The sequence below is a fragment of the Mesoplasma grammopterae ATCC 49580 genome (assembly GCF_000701525.1).
Taxonomy (GTDB): domain Bacteria; phylum Bacillota_I; class Bacilli_A; order Mycoplasmatales; family Mycoplasmataceae; genus Mesoplasma; species Mesoplasma grammopterae.
In genome coordinates this window covers 291,624-312,909 of sequence record NZ_JNJC01000001.1, presented here as the reverse complement: position 1 = coordinate 312,909, position 21,286 = coordinate 291,624, and the positions used below count along the sequence as shown (strand labels likewise).

The following is a 21,286-nucleotide window of genomic DNA, read 5'->3' as shown; positions in this document are numbered from 1 at the left end:
ATTCCTATCTATATTTTTTACTTAAGAATTTACTTAATTTTCTATTTACTAATGTTAATGTAAGGATAATTGCCATCAACACTATTGCTGCGGCTCCACCAGTTCCGTATGAGGCTATACCTCCTCCGGCTGCATTAACTCTTGAGAAAATAAAGTATACGGCTGTTTGCGCATCTGACTTAACTGCGTCAGCATACGTTGGGAATAACCCGAAAGGCATAAATTTGAATGAACCTATGATACCTGTTGTTATCATATAAATAATAACTGGCATTATTTGTGGTACTGAAATTTTTCAAAATTGTTTTCATTTAGGTACACCATCAATTGATGCTGCTTGGTACAATCTTTGATCAACTCTTAATAACGCTGCTGTAAACATAATTATTTTAAATGGTAGCATTCTTCATACACCATAAATAATCAACATTATCATTGCATTTTTTGGTTCTCTTCAATCAACTGAACTTAAACCTATTTTTGATAAAAGTTGATTTAATAAAGAATCTGAACTACTTGCAAAAAGAATTGAGAAAGCCATAGCGACAGCTAATGCTGATGTTACATAAGGTAAGAAAAATGCTGATTGAAAAAAGGCAAAAGCTTTTTTATTTAGCACATTACTTAAAGCTTTGGCTGTTCATAATGCAATTATCAGAGATATTGGCACAGAAACTAAAACATATATTAATGTGTTTCTAAGCGCAATTGGAAATTCTCTTGATGGCTCTGTGAATAAATGTGTAATGTTTTTAATACTTAATAAAAATACACCATTAGCACCATTAGCGCTTAAACCATATTGGAAAATAATAAAGATTGAAAAGTATGAGAATATACATACAAAGAAAATTCCGGGTAAAACTCAAATTAATTGGTTGATAAAATCAAATTTACCTTTTTCCATATTTTTTGATTTATTACCTTTAAATACAGCTCCGTATTTAAGAATGAAACCTTTATCTTTTTTAGGGGTTTCTTTTTCTTGTTGTGTAACTTCTGATGTAGTTACTGGAGTTGCTTTAGAAGCACCGAATTTATTTTCTTTATTTCACTCTTGAGTTTTAGTACTTTTAGATCACTCTTGAGTTTTAGATTTATTTTCAGTGATTCTATTATTCATATGAGACCTCTACAAGATTAGTTTCATCATTAAATAAGTACAAGTCTTCTTTTCTCGCATATAAATCAAGTCTTGAATTATTTTTTAATGTATTTCATTCATGTGGTTCAAGAATAATTGTTACTTCTTCACCAGTTATTAAACGAACTTTAATGTGGTTTTGTTTTCCTAATTGTTCAACAAGAACAACGTCTCCTGAGCCAATGTGAACTTTTCCACCTTTTTTGTCTAATGTTAATCTTTCAGGTCTAACACCTAATGTTCACTCTGATTTTTCAATATCTAATTTCTTAATTTTTAAAACTTCATTTGAAGGTAAAATAATTTTTGATTTATTAATTTTAACGTTTATGAAGTTTACGTTTGGTGTTCCGATAAATTTAGCAACAAATTTGTTTACTGGTTTATTATAAATTTCTAATGGTGTACCGGATTGTTGTAATACACCTTTGTTCATAACAAAGATAGAATCTGAAATACTCATTGCTTCTTCTTGATCGTGAGTAACAAAAATAGTTGTAATACCAACTTTTTGTTGGAATCTTTTAATTCATTCTCTTGTTGTTAAACGTAATTTTGCATCTAAGTTTGATAAAGGTTCATCCATTAATAAAATACTTGGTTTTTTAACTATTGCTCTGGCAATAGCAACACGTTGTTGTTGACCACCTGAAAGTTCACTTGGCTTTTTATTTAATTGATTTTCAATCTCAACTTGTTTAGCTGTTTCAAAAACTAATTCTCTAATTTTTCTTTTTCTTGAATAAATGTTTTTTCTGATTTCTTCTTCAAGTTCTTTTGTTTCAATTATTTTTGATTTAACTTCTAATTCTTTTTCAATCATATTAGGTAGTGCTAAGAACTTATCTTCAATCATGTCCTCAATTTTTGTAACATTTTGAGATAACAATGAATCAACTACAATTTCTTTTTCACTAACATATTTAGCATAATTATCATTTTCAACTGAAAAAATATCAATTCCTGTTTCATTTAAAATTTTTTTAATTTCTTTTTCAGCATTTTCTTTTTGTTTATTAATTACATCATTGTCATTTTTAAAGTTTAAAACTTCTTCAATTTCAAAATCATAATAATTAGTTAAAGTACTAAATTCTGTTTGAGCTGAATTTGAAAGTAAATCTAAATATTTAGCTTCTAAAGTTGTATTCATCAATTGTTCCATTGCATTAAGCTCTGTTAAAACATTGCTTCCTAAAACTATTTTCATTTGATCTTTTAATACAATATTTTTAGGTAAAGTTTTTGATTGTTCTTTAATAAATGAGTTTATTAATTTTAAATTTTGAGAAATATAGTTTTTCTTGAATTGATCAATGTTTTTTTTGATGTCTTTTAATGTTAATTCAATCTTATTTCCTGAAATAATTGGTGTTTTAATTTTTTCTATTACAGTTGTAAAGTAGTCATTAATTTCATCAGCAATTACTGTTATGTTTTTGTCAATAAAATTCTCAGTAATATCATTTTTTTGAATTAAATATTGTTCATATAAATCATTTGAAGCATTGCTAAAAATATTTAATTCTAATCCTAAAGTTTTTTCTTCTTTAATTATTGATTTTTTAGTTGTTTTACTTGTTTTGATTAATTCACCTAAATGTTTTTTATTTTTTGATAAATTATTTGAATTTGTTGATGCATAATGTTTGATTGTATTTTTAAATCTCATATCTAAATCATGAAGCATAACTGCTTTATAATTATCTGCAATAACTTGTTCCATTGTTGACGAAATCTCGTTGAATTTAATTTTTAATTTATCATATAAATAACTAACTAAGTGATTATTTATAATTGTTGTATTTTCTTTATCTTTAAATAATAAATCTACATAGTTAACAATAGAGTCCTTATGCTCTTTTAAGAATAATCCTTCTAATTGAGAGATTTTGTTGTTTATTTGTTTTAAAAAGCTTTTTAAATTATTTGTGAAATCATTTTGTTGTTTAATGATTAATTCATAACCTTTTGAATCATTTAAAGCTTTAAGTCTACTTTTGTACTTGGCGTTGTCTGATGATAATTCAGATTTAAAGTCTTTTGAGTGATATAAAGGGTACGCAATGTTTTTAAATACACTCATGTGTGTATATAAAGCATAACTTTGGAAAACTAGTCCAATATTTCTTTTTTGACTTGATTTATGTGTTACATCAACTCCATCAAAAAGAATTTGACCCTTTGTTGTATTTATTAATCCAGCAATAGCATTTAAAGCAGTTGTTTTTCCACAACCTGATGGTCCTAAAAGTGAAACAAGTTCACCTGAATTAATACTTATATTTAAATCATCAACCGCTAAAAAATTACCATAGTCAATTGTTATATTTTTTAATTTAATACTCATTTTTATTTACTCCCTTTTTTGACTTTCATTGAAATGTCTATTTGTTTAAACATATCTGTTCCTGAATTCTTATTCATTCAATACCCGATATTGTAATATTGACCTCTTTTACCATTATAAGATACAAGTTCACTAAACTTATGAGAAGCTCTTAAATCAGTTATAGTTTCTCTACCAACAGTAGCTTTATCAATTGATGATCTTATTTCTTGACCTAATGGGTTAGGTTTTGAGGAAACAAGAAGTGTTTTTTCTGAAAGATCTTTTTCTTCATCTAATGAAACACTATTATCATTTTCAATCATTTGTGAAAGATAATCATCTATAAAACCAGCATTTATTGAATTTGTACTTGCTCTAGAGTCAGCTGATACATATGGTTTTCCATCCTTACCTGTTCCTGTAACAGTTAAAGGTTTAAATACAGTTTTAATTTGTTCTGGTGTTGGTTCTGTATCAATTCCTAAAATGCCCTTTGTTGCATTTATAATATCTTGGTTTTTAATTCAATCAGCTGCTTCATTATCATAGTATCCATCTTTATTTTGTACAGCTTTAGAGTTATCAAATTTACCATTTACATAATTTTGATAAACTGCCATACCTTTCTTAGAAGTTGGCATATAGTTTGTTCTTAAACCAAATCTTGCAGATATTTGAGGTTGAACCATATATTGTAAAAACATTGTTACTGTCTTTTCTTTTTCAGCTGTATTACTTCCGTTAGATTTAAATCCTGCAATACCAGGCCCTTGAGACATGAATGCATTACCTGTGCCCTTACCTGAAGCTGATGGTGCTGTTAAAAGGTCTGCATTTGTAACAACTGCTAAATCTGCATTATTCTTATCTTTTATCTTTTTAGTAAAGTTATATGAGCCCGCAGATGAGCCCGCAGCCATAAATGTTGTACCATTTGCAAAATAAGTACTTGTATATATTTTCTTAGGCTCTGAAACACTTGTTGCAAAAGTTCCATTTCATTGTTCTGTATAAGTATTCAATTTATCATTACCATTAGTTAAAGCAAGATCTCTCATTCCGTCAAGATAAGCTAATGTATTTTCTGAACCTATTCATTCATCATTTAAGACTAATTTAGCTGCCTGACCTGTATATTGAACAGAATAGAAAAAGTCATTATTCTGATCATTTGTATCTACAATTTCATTTCCAGATGTTGCTGCATAGTCCATGAAAAGTTTATTCGCAATACTATCAACTGCAAATGAAAAATTTTTATCTTTTGAATTATTTCCTTTAGCACCTGAAACACTTGTTACATCGATCGGTAATTCTTGTTTGGCTTGTGCTAATTTATTATAATCTTCAGCAATTTTTAAAATTTTATCAATGTCTTTAAAAATTTCTCTTATACCTTTCACTAACTCAGTTTCTGTTTTCCCTGCTAATTCAGCAACTCAGTTTGTAGGGTTTAATTCGTCTGAAAGATTAATTTGTTCTGTTGAATTTGAAATGCCTAAAATTTGTCTAGATTTTTCTTTGTCAAAGAAAGATATTTTTGTTAACGCTCCAGTTGAATTAGTTAAAGCACTTCTTTTGTCTTTATTATATTGTTCAAAATTTGTTTGTATTATATCTGCATTTGCTTTATCATATATTCTTAAGTAGTCTATAAATAAGTTTACATTAATTACTGAAACGTCAAAAGATTTACCAAATGGAAGAATAAGTTGTTCTCCATTATATTGCCCTTCTTGAAGAAAAGAGTTTGATATTAAATCTTTTTCAAAATCATCTCAAGCCTTTTGGCTTTCCTCAGTTACTGCTCCTTGTGTTTCACCTGTCATTGATTCTTTCATATCTCTTGTTCTATCACTAAGTTTTGTACTCTTGTAAAGAGACGCTTGATCAGGATATGAAACATATAAATCGGGCAAATTATCACCTGACAAAATTGCTGATTGAATTGTCCCACTTGGTTTTCATTGAACTTTGATAGGTACAAAGTTTTCATCATCTTGGTGTAATTGATTAAATTCATTAACTATTTCTCTATACCCGTCTTGGATATATGTTGAACCCGCACCAATTGATTCTCCAGGCAGCAATAAAACAACTTGTTTCTCTGGTTTTACACCACAAGAAACAACACTCATACCTGCTGTTGAGACAACTAACGCGGACGATAATGTAATTAATAGTTTCTTCATTTTATAAATTTCCTTCTTTTTTATATATTTAATTTAACAGCTTAAAAATATCATACTCTCACATAAATATTTACAACTCTTAATAACACATTGAGTGTTTTTTTAAGGCCTGCTTTATTTCAAAATTATTATATTATAAATATTTTCTTTATTCTTTATACTTAGCAAAAGATATTTATATAAACAAAATATTGTGATATTATATGAAACTATTTTATGTTATTTCTAGTTATTTCTATATTCCTGTAAAACTCAGATTGATTTGATAATATTCATTTTTCAATCAAATAATTATTTTTTCTATCTTCATATGGATCTAGAATATCTGAAAACTTAATGTTTTCTCAATTTTTTAAATCCATTACTCCATTGTTAGGGTCAATTGAGCTCTTTAGTGACGATCTCATAATATCTGTGGTAGGAATTGCTTTTGATGATACTAAAAGAGTTACTTCTTCATTTTCTGAGTAATCTTCAATATCTTTCTCAGATTGAATTTTAGGTTCTAAATATTCGTTTATTAAACCAGTCATAACAGGACTAACTGTTGCTTTTGGATCTGGATTACCTTTAGCATCTTGAATTTGAGAAAAATATTTATATATTTGTTCATCTTTAACATCTTCATTTTCTCCTAAACCTTCAATTACTCTAACAGCATCTTCTAAATTTTTTCTTCCTTCTTCAACTATTCCGGTTTTGTTATTATAACTACCATTTACATAATTTTTGTATATTTCCATACCTGACTTAGTAGCTGGCAAGTAACTAGTTCTTAAAGCAAACCTTGCAGCTGGTTTTGGTTGCATCGTATAGTTAAGGAATCCTGTCACAGACTCTTCTTTTTTATCTTTATTTTTTCCATTAGATTTAAATCCTGCAATGCCTCTACCTTGTGACATAAATACATGGCGATTAAAATTATCTTTATTAGATTTTGGTGCAGTCAATAAATCAGCTTTTTTATTTGGTGAAAAATAAGTAGTGGCTTTTATTTTATAACCATTTAGATTAATTTCATCATCAACTTTTTTTTGTTGTTGAGCAAAATATGGATCATTAGCAGAAGAAGCAGAACCCATAAACATAGTTCCTTTTATAAAGTCACTTGTTATTCATGATTTAACATTAGGCGTATCATATCTAGCAACAGACATTACACCGTTTCACTGTTCTGGAAAAGAAAGTGCACTAGAATTACCATTTAATTTTGCAATATCCTTCATACCATCCAAAAACTCAGTTGTTTCAATAAAGCTTTTAGAATTTTCATTTAAATTTATTTTTGTTTTATTTGGTGAAAATGTTGAACTATATCAAAATTCATTATTAGGATCTTCAATATTTATAAGTTCTTGTGGTGTTGTAGAAGAAGAGGCATAATCCATAAAAAATTTATTATCAACAGAATCAATACCGAATCCATAATTTTTAGCTTGTGTATAGTCTAACTTATCTGAACTGTTATTTACTTCTTTTAGTTGACAATCATTTAAAAATTCTCCATTAACACTTATTGCATCTCTATTTGCAATTTTTACATCTATAGCACGGTCAGTGTGAACAATCGCATTCATAAATTTTGTTAATAATATTACATTTTCTGTTTTTGCAAAAACATCTTTTATAGCTTTTTGGACATCTCCATTTTCTTTTGTTATTTGGCCGTTTGATATTCCAGCTGTTTCTAAACATTTGTTAATAACTAATATTAATTCTTTGAACTCATTTACGGATAGTTTATTAGCTACAACTCATTGTTCGTTTATTTCAAGAGAACTACCGAATATTTGATTGTTTGATGTTTCCGTATCTCCGCCTAATTCTAATTTACGCTCAGTTTCATTAAAATTATTAAATGCTATTTGCAATGCTTCTGCACTTTCTTTATAATCCTTAACATGAGATACAAATTGTATTCAAGTATTTACGTTAATAACAGATATATCAAAAGACTTACCAAATGGAAGTACTATTTGTTTATCCTGATATTTACCTTCATTCATGAATGCTGGTGTTATTAAATCGTTTTTAAAAGATTCAAAACCTTCTTCACCCATAGAAACTTCCATATCTCTTACTTCGCTTCCAACTTTAGTACTTAAATATGTAGACGCTGCATCTACATAAGATATATATAAATCAGGTAGATTATCACCAACCATTATTGTGTTATTTAAATAGTTTGAATCTTTTCATTGAACCTTTACAGGAACAAATCCTTCAACGTCTTTATTTAACTCATTATATTCATCAGCAATTTCTTTATAAGCAGTTACCTTTTCCAAATCACCAGAAGATTGTGTTGGACCACCAATAATTGCAAAAATAACATTTTTTTCAGGTTTTACCCCACATGAAACAACACTCATAGATGTTGTTCCGATCATTAATATAGAAGATAGTGTCAATAATAGTTTTTTCATTTTATTTTGAACCCTTTTACTTTGTATTATTATAATTGTAAATGTTTTTTAATAAAAAAACAAAAAAAGAACCATTATAGGTTCATTTTCTATGATCATTCAATTGATTTTGGATCAGCTGGTTTTTTATTTTTTTGTAAGCTATCAATTAATCCATTTTTAATATGAATTACAGTATTAGCTATTTTTGCAATGTTAGGGTTATGAGTAACTACAACAACTGTTGTTTTTTGCTCACGGTTAACTTTTACTAAAATTTCTAAAACTTTACGTCCCATTTCTTCATCTAATGCACCTGTTGGCTCATCGGCAAACAATATTTCAGGATTTTTAGCTAATGCTCTAGCAATAGAAACCCTTTGTTGTTGCCCCCCAGACATTTGATGAGGATATTTATTCATTTGTTCTTTCATTCCAATTGTTTCAAAAATTTCTTCAATACTCATTCCTTGTTTATTTTTATTAGCAAGGTTTTGTCCAACTTCAGCATTTTCTTTTGAAGTTAAATTTGTTAATAAGTTGTATTGTTGGAAAATAAATCCTACATTTCTTCTTCTGAATTTTGTTAAATGTGAATCTTTTAATAATGATAAGTTTGAACCTAAGATAAATACATCACCCTCAGTTGCTTTATCTAATCCTGATATAACGTTTAAGAAGGTTGTTTTTCCAGAACCTGATGGTCCTAAAATAACGATAAAATCACCTTTATCTAGTTTGACATCAATGCCTTTTAAAATAGGAGTTTCTAAATCCCCTGTAATATATGATTTTCTAACATCCTTTAATTCAATAATATGTTCTAAAGTGTTTGGTTTGCAGTTTGTTGTTGTAACTATAGTACCTTCACTTAAAATGTCTTTAGAATATTTGTTTGTTAATTGTTTTTGATATTTATTTTTTTGTTTTAAACCTTTAACACCTTTATCAAAGTTTGTTTTAGGATCAATTTCAATAAATTCACGCTTTGCTTCAGATTCTGCTGTTGGTTCAAAAACTTGAATTTCCCTAGTTTCAGAAGTTTTTGAATTTTTACCTACTTTAGGTGTTTTTTCAGTTTGAGTTTGTCCCATGTTTTTTCTCTCTTCTTTAGCAATTTTTTCATCTTCTGCTTGTTTTTGTTTTGCTTCAAATTCTGCTTTTGTTTTTAATTCTTTTTGAATTTTTTCATCTTCAATTTTCTTAGCTTTTTCTGCAGTTTTTTTCTCTTCAAGAGCTAGTTTTTTAGCAACTGCTACTCTCTCAGCCTCTGCTTCTTTTTCGGCTTTCGCTTTTTCTGCAGCTGCTTTTTTCTCTGAAGCTACTCTTTCAGCTTCCATTTTTTTAGCCTTTGCTTCCGCTTCTTGTATTTCTTTTAACTCTTTTTCTTGTTTTTCCAATAAAACTTTCTCTTTTTCTTGTTGAATTTGTTCTTGATAAATCTTTTTAGCTTCTGCTTTATTTTGTTTTTTCAATTTTTTATCTTCAGCAATTTTTTGTTTTATTAATTCTTTTTCATTTATTTTATTAATTAATTTTTCTTCACTTTTTGATAACGGTTTTTTTGTATTTGAATTTGCTACAACTGTTGAAGTTTTTGGTTCAACAACTTTTGGTTCAACAACTTTTTTAGTTGGTTGTTTAAAGCTTTTATTTGTTGAATTGATAGCTTCTTTATATTTATCAACTATTTCTTTATTATGAGCTGATTCATTTTTAACTCGATTAGCTTTTTGAGCATTAACAGTCTTTGTATTTGCGGCTTTTGATCAAGTGTTTGAGCTTGTGTTTTTTTTGTTATTAGCCATTATTATCCCTATTCTTTCCTTAAAAATTTATAAAATGTTAAAACAATATCTCAATAATTTTATCATTTAAATAAAAAAACAAAAGATTTTTGGCAAAATAAAAGGCCAATCTATTGTTATTTTTATATTAAGTTTTTAAGGCTTTTATTATTTACAATGTATTCTTTATTACAAAAATCACAGATAACTTGGACATCTTCTTTATTGTCTATCAATTGTTGAATTTCATTTTGTCCCAATAATTTTACTGAATCTAATATTTTATTTTCATTGCAAGTGCACTCAAAAATAATTTCTTTGCTTTCTAATATAACTGCATCTTCAAATATTTCTTTTATAACTTCGTTATAATTTGTTGATTTCATCAATACTTCACAAATAAAGTTTGTATTACCTAACTTTGAATCAAGCAAATCTATATCATCTTGAGTATGTTCAGGTAGTAATTGAATTAATATACCTACAACTTTTTTTACTTTTAATTCATCATCCAATTTAACTTCACTAGTTAAAAGAGATCCAACTTGATTACTATCTCTTAAAAAATCCATTCATATATGATCTATATTTGGAGAATCTGTATTGATTGTTGAAATATATGGTTCTTTTAATCCCATATCTCTACTATTTAATAATTGCCCCTCAGTACCGACAGTGGCATAAACGGGATTATTACTTAATCTAGGAATATATTCTTCTATATCAAAATCTTTAACTTGTGCATATGCTCTAACTTTATTGTTTTGAAATTCAGCAATCATTTTTTTAACTGCTCCATTTTTTGAAACATAATTTGAATTAATTTTTGCAAGTTCTTTATTATCTAAAGAAATCAATGTGTTACCTAAAGTGAATTTTGATAATGCAATACTAATGAATGGATTTGATTTTTGTAAATCACAAATTTCTCTCATACTTTCACTAATATCTACTATTGCTATTTTTGCGTTATGTTTATGGCTTATCGCCCTTACTTGTAAATCCATTTAAACATCTCCTAACATTTTTAAATTTTACCTTATTTTTATAATAAATATTACATTATAGTTTTCTATCTAATAAGAATAGATTTTTATAACTTAATTTGTATTATAATTTTAAATAGCAATCACACAGTGATCTTGGAGGAAAAATGTTAGATATAAATTTTATAGAGAGTAATTTAGTTAAAGTAAAAGAACAATTAAATAAAAGAAGCGGTGACTATTCATTAATTATTGATGAGGCTGTTGAATTAAATGTTCAAAGAAAATCAATTTTAAAAGAAGTAGAAAATCTTAAAGCCAATAAAAATAACTTATCTAAACAAGTTGGTGAATTAATGCGAAACAAACAAAGTGATGAAGCAAATAAAATTAAAGAAGAAGTTACTTTAATAAATTCTAAAATAGAAAAATTAGATGATTCATTAAAATTAGTTCAAGAACAATTAACAAATAAATTACAAAACATTCCAAATATTCCTAATGATAATATGCCAATCGGGAATGATGATAATGATAATGTCGAAGTTAGACAATGAGGTAATGAATTAATTAAAAAACACAATACTCCTCACTGAGATATTGCGGATAAACTAAAATTAGTTGATTTTGAAGCAGGTCCTAAATTAAGTGGGTCAAGATTTGTTGTTTATACTGGTTTAGGAGCAAAATTAGTAAGAAGTTTATCTAACATATTATTAAACGTTCACACAAGCAAAGGTTATAAAGAAATAACAGTTCCACTTCTTGTTAATCTTCAAGCAATGTATGGTACTGGTCAATTACCAAAATTTAAAGAAGATGCTTATATAACAACAAACGATCAATATTTAATTCCAACAGGTGAAGTTCCACTAACTAATTTACATGCAGGTGAAATTTTAGACCTAAATCAATTGCCAATTCACTATACAACTTATTCTCAATGTTTTAGACAAGAAGCTGGTAGTGCTGGTAGAGATACTAAAGGTTTAATAAGATTACATCAATTTAATAAAGTTGAATTAGTAAAAATTACAAATCAAGAATTAAGTGAAACAGAACTACAAGCAATGGTTAACGATGCAGAAGCTATTCTTCAATTATTTAACTTGCCATATAGAGTTGTTGAACTTTGTACTGGCGATGTTGGTTTTAGTTCAAGTAAAACATATGATCTAGAAGTTTGATTCCCAGAACAAAATAAATATCGTGAAATTTCAAGCTGTTCAAATTGTACAGATTTTCAAGCAAGAAATATGCAAACTAGATATAGAGACGTTAATGGTGAAGTTAAATTAGCACATACTTTAAATGGTTCTGGAGTTGCTATAGACAGATTGATTGCTGCAATTTTAGAAAACTATTGAGATGGAGATAAATTAATTTTACCTACTGTTTTAAAACCTTATTTTGATAACAAAGAATTCATCGATTAAAACACTTAGAGTGTTTTTTTATTTTGTTTTCACTTTTAAAATTTTTATATTAAAATTATTTTTAATCTTATAGAAAGTTAAAACAATGAATACTAAAAAAACTAAAACTAAAACGTTTGAATTTTTAACTCTTTTCGTAATGGTTATTGGAACTGTAATTGGTTCTGGTATTTATATGAAAAATAGTGAATTATTAAATCAAACAAACAACCCAATAATTGCATTAATTCTTTGATCATTTGTTGGTGTTATTTGTATCATGTCAATGATTGTTTTTATTGAAATTTCATCATCAACAAAACATTTTGGTAATGGTACATTGGGGAACTGAGCTAAAATATTTATAAATAGAAAAACTGCTTCTTTCTTCTCTATTATGTATGGATGAGTTTACATTCCAAGCACACAAAGTGTTTTTGTGGCTGGGGCTGTTAACTATTTATTATTAGCAATTGGTGCTCCAATTACAGCTTATCAGCAATTACTAATTTATTTAGTTGTTGGGATAAGTATATTTATTACTTGTACAATTTTGTCTATATATAAAAGATTTATTAATAGAAAAATTCAAGTTGTCGGTATTTTAATTAAATTTTTACCTTTACTAATTGCGTTTATTGCAGGTTTTATTTTAATTGACAAAACTGGTGGTACAAGTGCATGATGAAATGGTGGATATGACAAAAATACATGAGGAACAAATGAATGATCACCAATCCTTTTTCTAGGCGGATTTGGTGGAATACTTTTTGCATTTGATGGATATGTATATATTGCTAATGCACAAAAAACTGCAACAAATAAAGATGTTGTTCCAAAAGCTTTATTCGCAGGTATGATATTTGTTGCTATATTTTATGTACTAATGGCCTTATCATTATTTATGGGTTCTCCAGACGGATCAATTGTTAAGTTATTAGAAAAAATGTTAGGTGGTAAAGAAAGTAATGCTGCCAGAATTATCTCAAACTTAATACTTATGAGTATATGTTTATTAGGGTCAAACATATTTGTTGATATAGCTATAGTTGATTTAGCATCTGATGCTAACAATAAAACAATTTATACAAAAAAAAGAAGTATAAACTATAAAGAAGCTGGTTTCATACAAATGATAATCTTTATTGTTGCTTACACTTTCCTAATAACTATAGGTATTTGTACAACAAGAGATGGATGAGATGGAATAGGTTCAGCCGTTGGCTCAGGAAGCATTGAAAATGTAGAAGAGTTATTAAATAGACCAGCTGATTATATAAATTGATTTTCTTCTGGAACTAGTGCATTAGTTTTCATAATGGTATTAGCTGTTATGGTAGCTGGTGTTGTTAATAGATTCACAAAGAAAGTTAAAGTTGAACAAACTAAATTATTTATGGTTTGCGGAATTATTTCTTCATTCTTTATGGCTATATTTATTTTCTTTGGAATTTTTGCATTTATTTGAGAGCCAAAAAACATTGCTAAAGGTGAATGAGAAATAACTGAGTCAGGAATGTGATTCTTAATTATCTTAGTGGTTTCTTTAGTTATTAATGTTATTGTTTTCTTAATTCAAGAATATAAATTTAAAAAAGATCCATATTTAGATGGATGAGATGGTGAAATAAATCCAAACATTGAAATTGAAGATAGCATAAGTATAAAAGCTGATTTAATTTATTTAAAAAATAAGGTTTTCAAAAGAAAACAAAAATAATACATTTCAAGGGTACTAAAAGTACTCTTTTTTTTATATAATCATTTTACTTAACAAATTTTAAAAGATTGGGGTTAATTCTGATGAAAAACGATTTTAAATTAAAAAATCCTTTCAAGAAAAATAAAGATGTTCTATCAACAAAAGAAAAAAAACAATTTAAAATGCTTTCTGCTTTTACAATTCTTTTGTTAATCATTGCAGTTATTATTTTTATAAGTTGAATTCTAAAATGAAGTGGCACAACCGTTCATATTAATGAGATGCTGGATGAAAATGGAAATAAAATTCCTGCTCATGATGAAGAGATCGTTGCTTTAGGTATATTTGATTTATTTATTGCTCCTATTAATGGATTTGTCAGTGGCGCTGAGATTATTGTTTTCTTAGTTGCTTTAGGAGGATTTTTAAATATTGTTATTTGTTCTAAAGCATTAGAAGGATTTTCGCAAAATATAACATCTGCGCTAAAAGGTAAAGAAATATGAGCAATTATACCTTTAATGGTCTTCTTTTCTATAGTTGGTAGTGCAGAAGGTATGGCAGAAGAATCTTTAGGATTCTATATGATTTGTATTCCTTTAATGATGGCAGCTGGTTTTGATAAATTAACTGGTTTTATGATTGTTTTACTTGGTGCTGGTGTTGGTGTAATGAACTCAACAGTTAATCCTTTTGCAATTGGGGTTGCTGTTGACACAATAAATGGTTCTGGTGCTGGTATTGAGACATCTGTTGGTGATGGTTTAGTTTGAAGACTTACTTCATGATTTGTTATGACAACTGCATCTATAGTTTTTGTAATCTGATATTCATGAAGAGTTAAAATGAATCCTCAAAAATCAGTTGTTTTCAAAACAATGGAAGAAGATAAAAAATTCTTTTTAAATGAAGCAGCTGAAAAAATTGATATGAACTGAAAAAGAAAATTAACTTTAGTATTTTTTGGATTAACATTTATATTAATGATTTTCTATATGGTCGGTTGAGATAGTATTTTAGGTTATGAAAATAATTCTGAAATTGAAAGCACTTGAGGACCTTTTTATAAATTTGGGCTTTGAATTAATACACATATTCCTTATTTATCTAGTCAAGCTGAAGGTTTTGGAAATGGTGGATTTATTGTTGTTTCAGCAATTTTCTTATTATCTTCAATTGTGCTTGGATTAGTTAATGGATTAGGTGAAGATGGTTTCTTAGATCAATTTATGGCTGGAGCCAAAGATTTATTTGGAGTTTGTTTAGTTATTGCTGTTGCAGGTGGAATTGGTTGAGCACTTGAAAAATCACTTATTCAACAATTGGTTGTTTCTGGGTTAGCTAGTTCAATTGGTGGGATTAATTCATCAGTTGGTATCCTAATTATTCTATTTATATTATTCATTCCTCTTTCATTATTTATTCCTTCAACATCAGGGTTTGCCAGAGCAGTATTCCCATTACTAGGAGGAGTTCTTGCAAAAGACTCAGAAGTATTGGCTAGTGGTTCTATAACTGCTTTTTCTATGGCCAACGGATTCATAAATCTATTTACACCAACATCAGGTATTATAATGGCTGCTATTGGTATTGCAAAAATAGATTACACAAAATTCTTTAAAGTTATGTGACCTATATTAGTTATTCTGTTTGTACTTTCAGTTATTATGATTTCAATTGGTGGTGCTATTGGTGGAAATATAGCTTAATCAATTAGATTCTTCGGAATCTTTTTTTATTGCTAAAATAGTATAATAAATAATAGACGACAGGGAGATAAGCATGATTAATTTAAACCAAACTATAGTAGCACCAACAACCAATATATCAACACAAGCAATTTCTTTAATTAGAATAAGCGGAGATGATAGTTTTAATATTATTAATAGTTTATTAAAACTAAAAATTAAAGAAGAAAAAAATATTTGAGTTAGAAAAATGTTTGATGGTGATGAATTAGTGGATGAAGTTGTTATAACATCATTTGTTTCTCCTGCAAGCTTTACTGGTGAAAACGTTGTTGAAATCGCTTGTCACGGTGGTATTTTAAATACTCAAAGAATAATTAATTTAATTATAAAGAATGGTGCAAGAATGGCGAATAAGGGTGAATTTAGTCAAAGAGCATTTTTAAATAATAAAATAGATTTAATTCAAGCTGAGGGTATTAATGATTTAATTTTTGCTAAAAATGAATTAGCTTTAAAGATTGGTGTTAATAATATGAGTGGTGCTCATAATCAAAGCATTATAAATCTAAAAAGCAATTTATTAGACATTATTTCTAGAATTCAAGTTTCAATTGATTACCCTGATTATGATGATATTGAGGGAAGCAGTATTGAAGATTTAACAAAATTTCTTTCTGCAATAAACGATGAAGTAAAAAGTTTATTAAAAAGATCTAAAATGGCAATTAAAAATACTAACGGTATAAAAACTGCGATTGTTGGTAAAACAAATGTTGGTAAATCTTCTTTATTAAATGCACTATTAAATGAAGATAAAGCAATAGTAACAGATATTCATGGAACAACAAGAGATATTGTAACTGGAGAAATTAATTTAGAAAATATAAGTTTAAATTTAATTGATACAGCAGGAATTAGAAAAACAAATGATATTGTTGAAGGTTTAGGGATTGAAAAATCTTTAAAAATGATTGATGATGCAGAATTAGTTTTATTTGTTATTGATTACAATGCAATAGACGATGAAGAGAACAAAAAAATCTTTGAAAAATTAGAAAATAAAAATCATATTTTAGTTTTTAATAAAAGTGAATTAATTAGCAATGAAGAAAAAAATAAAATAAAATCTTTTCAAAGTAATTTTGTTTTTACTAGCGCGATAAACAACGACGTCGATAATTTAATAAATAAAATTGAAACCATGCATATGAATGAAGAACTTATTAAAAACGATTCTTTAATATTAATCAATTTACAACAAATTTCATTTGTTGAACAAATAATGCAAAGATTACAAAAATCATTAGACGCAATAATTAGTGGTATGCCAATAGACATAATTAATGTAGATCTTCATGAAGCTTGAAATCTCTTAAATCAACTAATAGGTGAACAGTATGATGAAGAAATAATTGACAATATTTTTAAAAAATATTGTTTAGGTAAATAATTCTTATTTAATAATACTAATTTTAAGGAAAGGAAATTATATTATGAAGAAAATCTTAACTGTACTAACTTCTATGTTTTTAGTTATTACAGCTCCTTTAAGTATGGTATCTTGTGGAGTAAATGAACTACCTGACTCAAGACCACTTAATTGATATACACCATATAACTCAAAAAATGGTGGCCCGAATGTATTTGCAAATGATGCTTGTTCTATCCTATGAGATGAGGAAAAAGAATTATTTTATAGTTGAATGTTATTTAGAGATAACAAAACTTCAACTTCTGGTTGAATAGAAATGACATCACCAGATTTAAATGTATGAACCCAAAGTGATTATAGAATTAAGCCCAGAAAACATTTTGATAGAAAAAGTATATTTGGAAATACTGCTGCATTTGGTGGCTCTGTTTGAGTTGACAATGAAGGTAAGTTTTTTGATCCAGGAGATGTAGTTTTTGTTATCACAATGAAAGACGGTATGGTAATACCATTGGACAAAGAAAGTAGAGAAAAAGATATGACACTAAATAAAAGCGGTATAGCTTATTTTGTTTCTCATGGACTTGGTAATGAAATATATACTTCAGGAGTTTTATCAAAAGATAACATGAATGAAGATGGTAGTGGTAATTGAAGAGACACAGCTGTTTTCCAAACAGATGATGGAGTTTACTTTGCAATTTCAGCTAATAATCGTTTAGAATTTTGAAGAATAAATAATTTTGGGAATAAACCTGAAGATATAGGCAAAGAAAAAATCACTAAAGTTAATGAACTGTTTGTTAGAAACTTAGGTGTCGAAGTCCCTAATGTTGTTAGAATAGAAGAAAATTTGTGATATGTTTCTGCTTCTGTGCAAGATAATCCTTTTAAAGGTCCATATCAATCTGCATGATGAACTTTATGTCAATGAGATAAAGAAAAAGGGTTTATTCCTGTTAAAAAGAACGATGCAGGTAATTTTGAAGAGATTGAAAATATCAGAACGGTTGCTGCTGCATTAGAAATTGAAAAACAACAACCACATAATAAAGTTATTGATTGAAATCTAAGTGAAAAATATAAAGATATGATTGATATTTGAACACCAAATGAATATGGAAGTGAAGGTTATGCGCAAAGAGTTGTAGATCCTTATCAAACACAACACAATGCTAATGGTGAATATGCTGATTTTTTAATAGCTCGTTCTATGTCACATAACTGAGCATATAATACAAACATATTACCTTGAAAAGGTGGCTTATATGGAAGTGAAAAAATTGAATTTACTAACGGTGATTTAACAAAGTTTACTCCTTATGATAAATTTGGTGCTTATTCGAATAATGGAACAGCGGTTTACAACTTAAAAGGATCAGATTTCATAGAACCTTACGATATGTACTTCAATGATGAATTATTTTCGTTTTATTCAAAAGATGGAATTATAAAATGAAACAATCAAGTTTCTACAAAGTTAAAAAAATGAACAACAGAAGGTGGTAATATTGATAATGAAGACGATATTAAAATTGTTTGAAATAGAACAACTCTGACTTTCTGAAATGAAACAAAAGCATGAAATGCGCACTTTATGTTGCCTCAAGGAACAACACACAAGGTTAAAAGTGGAGCAATGTCAATAATCTAATGTTTACTAATTGAATATAAAAAAACACTCTAACATTACAGAGTGTTTTTTATTTTTAATCTTCTTCGAATTCTTGGTTTTCTTCTCCGTGTTTACGGTACTCAAGCATTACTGCTTGTATTTTATTACCTTCACTTAAGCGAATACCTCTAACTCCCGCTGCAGCTCTTCCTAAAACAGGAATATCTGATGCTTTAGTTTTAATTAAATTTCCATCAGTTGAAATAATACATACTAAGTCAGTTTCTCTAGCTGCAATAATTGATTTAAAGTCACCTGTTTTTTCATTTAGGTTCATTACTTTAATTCCTTTTCCATTACGGCCTGAAATTCTATATTGATCAATATTTGTTTTCTTGAAACTTCCTTTTGATGAAATAGTTGTTATATTCTCAATTCCAAATGAAGTAACTGCTCCAACCACAACATCTTTTTCATCAAGTTTAATAGCTTTAACTCCTGATGCTGTTCTTGAAAGTGGTCTAACAATATTTTCTTGGATTCTAATAACTTTTCCTGATTTATTAGCAACAAAAATTGTATCTTCTCCAGTTGTAGCAAATACTGTTACTAATTGATCGTCTTCTTTTAAGTTAATAGCAATCTTACCGTTCTTGTTAATATTATCAAATAATGAAATATCTGTTTTTTTAATCATTCCTTTTTCAGTAATGAAAGTTAAGTAATTCATTTTTTCTTTTACATTTCTTAATGGAAGAATAGCTGTAATTTTATCTCCAGCTGTTAATCCATTTAAGAAGTTAACAATTGGTAATCCACGTGCTGTACGTGAGTATTGTCTAATGTTATATGCTTTTGTTCTAAATACTTTTCCTGAATTAGTAAAGAATAATACTCAGTCACGCATTTTACCCATTGTAGCAATTACAATTGGGTCTTCATTAGATGAGTTAACACTAACTCCTCTACCACCACGTTTTTGAACTCTAAATTCTTCTGGGTCAACACGACGAATATATCCTTCATCACTTAAAAGAATCATTGTTTTAACATCAGGAATTAATTCTTCATCTTCGATGTCCATTAATCCTTCATCAATTGTTTCAGTTCTTCTGTTATCACCAAATTTTTCAGCAATTTCAGATAATTGATTTTTAAGAACATCATTTTGTTCTGTTTCATCAGAAATTAATAATGTTAAATAATCAATTCTTTCTTTGATTTGAGCCATTTCTTGTTGGATTTTTCCACGTTCTAATCCAACTAAACGTTGTAATCTCATATCTAAGATAGCTTTGTTTTGTTCTTCATCAAATCCAAACGCTTGTGTTAATTTCATCTTAGCTTCGTTTGACTCTGGTGAGTTTCTTAAAATATTAACAATAGCATCAATGTTATCTAATGCAGTGTCTAAAGCCTCTAAGATGTGGAAACGTTTTTCAATTTTATCTTTTTCAAAAATTGAACGTTTGATAATTACATTGATTTGGAAATCAACATAATGTTTAATGATTGATTTTAAATCTAATAACACAGGAATGTTATTATGTAATGATAGTAAGTTTAATGAATATGTTGTTTGTAAGTTAGTAAATTTATATAACTTAGATAAAACAACATCTGGATTGGAATCACGTCTTAATTCAATAACAATTCTAATACCTTCGTAGTTAGATTCATCACGAATATCTGAGATACCTTCTAATTGTTTTGTTTTAACCAATTCAGCAATTCTTTCAATTAATTTAGCTTTATTAGTTTGGTATGGAATTTCAGTAATTATAAATCTTGCATGACGATCATTTTCTTCAAGAGCTACTTTAGCACGAATAGTTACAGCACCTCTACCTGTTTTATAACCTTCACGCATTCTGATTCCATTTGTCATTAACGCACCTGTAGGGAAATCTGGTCCCATAATGTGGTTATCTAAAATTTCATCAATTGTAATATCTCTATTATCAATGAAAGCATGAATTGCACTAATTACTTCTCTTAAGTTGTGGGGTGGAATACTTGTTGCCATCCCAACAGCAATACCCATAGCTCCATTGGCTAATAAGTTAGGGAAGTATCCTGTTAAATAAGCAGGTTCTCTTTCACTAGCATCATAGTTATCAACAAAAGGAACAGTGTTCATATCAATATCTTTAATGATGAAGTTTGATACTTTAGCTAATCTAGCCTCAGTATAACGCATAGCGGCAGCTCCATCACCATCGATTGATCCAAAGTTACCATGTCCATCAACTAATGGGTAACGGTATGAAAAGTCTTGAGCCATTCTTACCATTGAGTCATAAACAGCTGTATCACCATGGGGGTGGTACTTACCAATTACTTCCCCAACAATACGTGCTGATTTTTTGTGTGGTTTATCTGCAATAATACCTAAGTCATTCATCGCATAAATAATACGACGGTGAACAGGTTTTAAACCATCTTTCAAGTCTGGAAGCGCACGACTAACAATAACAGACATTGAATATTCTAAAAAGTCTTTTCTAACCTCAGCAGCAATATCAATACCCTTGATTATACCGTGGTTATGTTCTAAGTTTTTTTCACTCATTTTAATTCACCTT

12 protein-coding genes are annotated in these 21,286 nt (G+C 28.1%); 5 read left to right on the top strand and 7 right to left on the bottom strand.

The window, feature by feature from the left end; genetic code table 4:
• Positions 1-4 precede the first annotated feature (4 nt).
• The 6 genes from T314_RS0101440 to T314_RS0101415 all read right to left on the bottom strand — a co-directional run bounded on the left by T314_RS0101440 (position 5) and on the right by T314_RS0101415 (position 10,867).
• Entirely contained in the window at positions 5-1,123 is a 1,119-nt protein-coding gene (locus T314_RS0101440; RefSeq protein WP_029511878.1) for a carbohydrate ABC transporter permease, read from the bottom strand.
• On the bottom strand, positions 1,116-3,494 hold the full coding sequence (locus T314_RS04135) for an ATP-binding cassette domain-containing protein (protein ID WP_036237420.1): 2,379 nt from the start codon (positions 3,492-3,494) through the stop codon (positions 1,116-1,118). Before T314_RS04135 ends, T314_RS0101440 begins: the two co-directional genes overlap by 8 nt.
• 2 nt (positions 3,495-3,496) lie before the next feature.
• Complete coding sequence (locus T314_RS0101430) at positions 3,497-5,668, bottom strand: hypothetical protein (protein ID WP_029511876.1); 2,172 nt, start codon at positions 5,666-5,668, stop codon at positions 3,497-3,499.
• Positions 5,669-5,877: 209 nt separating this feature from the next.
• Positions 5,878-8,094 (bottom strand): hypothetical protein, encoded by a 2,217-nt coding sequence (locus T314_RS0101425; RefSeq protein WP_029511875.1) that lies wholly within the window; start codon positions 8,092-8,094, stop codon positions 5,878-5,880.
• An 89-nt stretch (positions 8,095-8,183) separates the two neighbouring features.
• Positions 8,184-9,050, bottom strand: coding sequence for an ABC transporter ATP-binding protein (locus T314_RS04160; RefSeq protein WP_411710769.1), 867 nt, complete (start codon positions 9,048-9,050; stop codon positions 8,184-8,186).
• A 953-nt stretch (positions 9,051-10,003) separates the two neighbouring features.
• On the bottom strand, positions 10,004-10,867 hold the full coding sequence (locus T314_RS0101415; protein WP_029511873.1) for an Hsp33 family molecular chaperone HslO: 864 nt from the start codon (positions 10,865-10,867) through the stop codon (positions 10,004-10,006).
• A gap of 146 nt (positions 10,868-11,013) precedes the next feature.
• On the opposite strand from T314_RS0101415, the gene serS reads away from it, so the two are divergent.
• The 5 genes from serS (at position 11,014) to T314_RS0101390 (ending at position 18,740) form a co-directional block, all read left to right on the top strand.
• Positions 11,014-12,282: a serine--tRNA ligase gene (serS, locus tag T314_RS0101410; protein WP_029511872.1), complete on the top strand. Its 1,269-nt coding sequence runs from the start codon at positions 11,014-11,016 to the stop codon at positions 12,280-12,282.
• 85 nt (positions 12,283-12,367) lie between these two features.
• Positions 12,368-13,981 (top strand): APC family permease, encoded by a 1,614-nt coding sequence (locus T314_RS0101405; protein WP_051612877.1) that lies wholly within the window; start codon positions 12,368-12,370, stop codon positions 13,979-13,981.
• An 83-nt stretch (positions 13,982-14,064) separates the two neighbouring features.
• Positions 14,065-15,672 carry a YfcC family protein gene (locus tag T314_RS0101400; RefSeq protein ID WP_084322436.1) on the top strand — a complete coding sequence of 536 codons (1,608 nt, stop codon included), beginning with the start codon at positions 14,065-14,067 and terminating at the stop codon, positions 15,670-15,672.
• Positions 15,673-15,748: 76 nt separating this feature from the next.
• A complete protein-coding gene (mnmE, locus tag T314_RS0101395; RefSeq protein ID WP_411710773.1) occupies positions 15,749-17,104 on the top strand; it encodes a tRNA uridine-5-carboxymethylaminomethyl(34) synthesis GTPase MnmE in 1,356 nt (451 codons plus the stop codon).
• 43 nt (positions 17,105-17,147) lie between these two features.
• Positions 17,148-18,740, top strand: coding sequence for a hypothetical protein (locus tag T314_RS0101390; RefSeq protein WP_029511868.1), 1,593 nt, complete (start codon positions 17,148-17,150; stop codon positions 18,738-18,740).
• A gap of 55 nt (positions 18,741-18,795) precedes the next feature.
• On the opposite strand, the gene gyrA is transcribed toward T314_RS0101390, so the two are convergent.
• Positions 18,796-21,273, bottom strand: coding sequence for a DNA gyrase subunit A (gene gyrA, locus T314_RS0101385; protein WP_029511867.1), 2,478 nt, complete (start codon positions 21,271-21,273; stop codon positions 18,796-18,798).
• Positions 21,274-21,286: the final 13 nt, after the last annotated feature.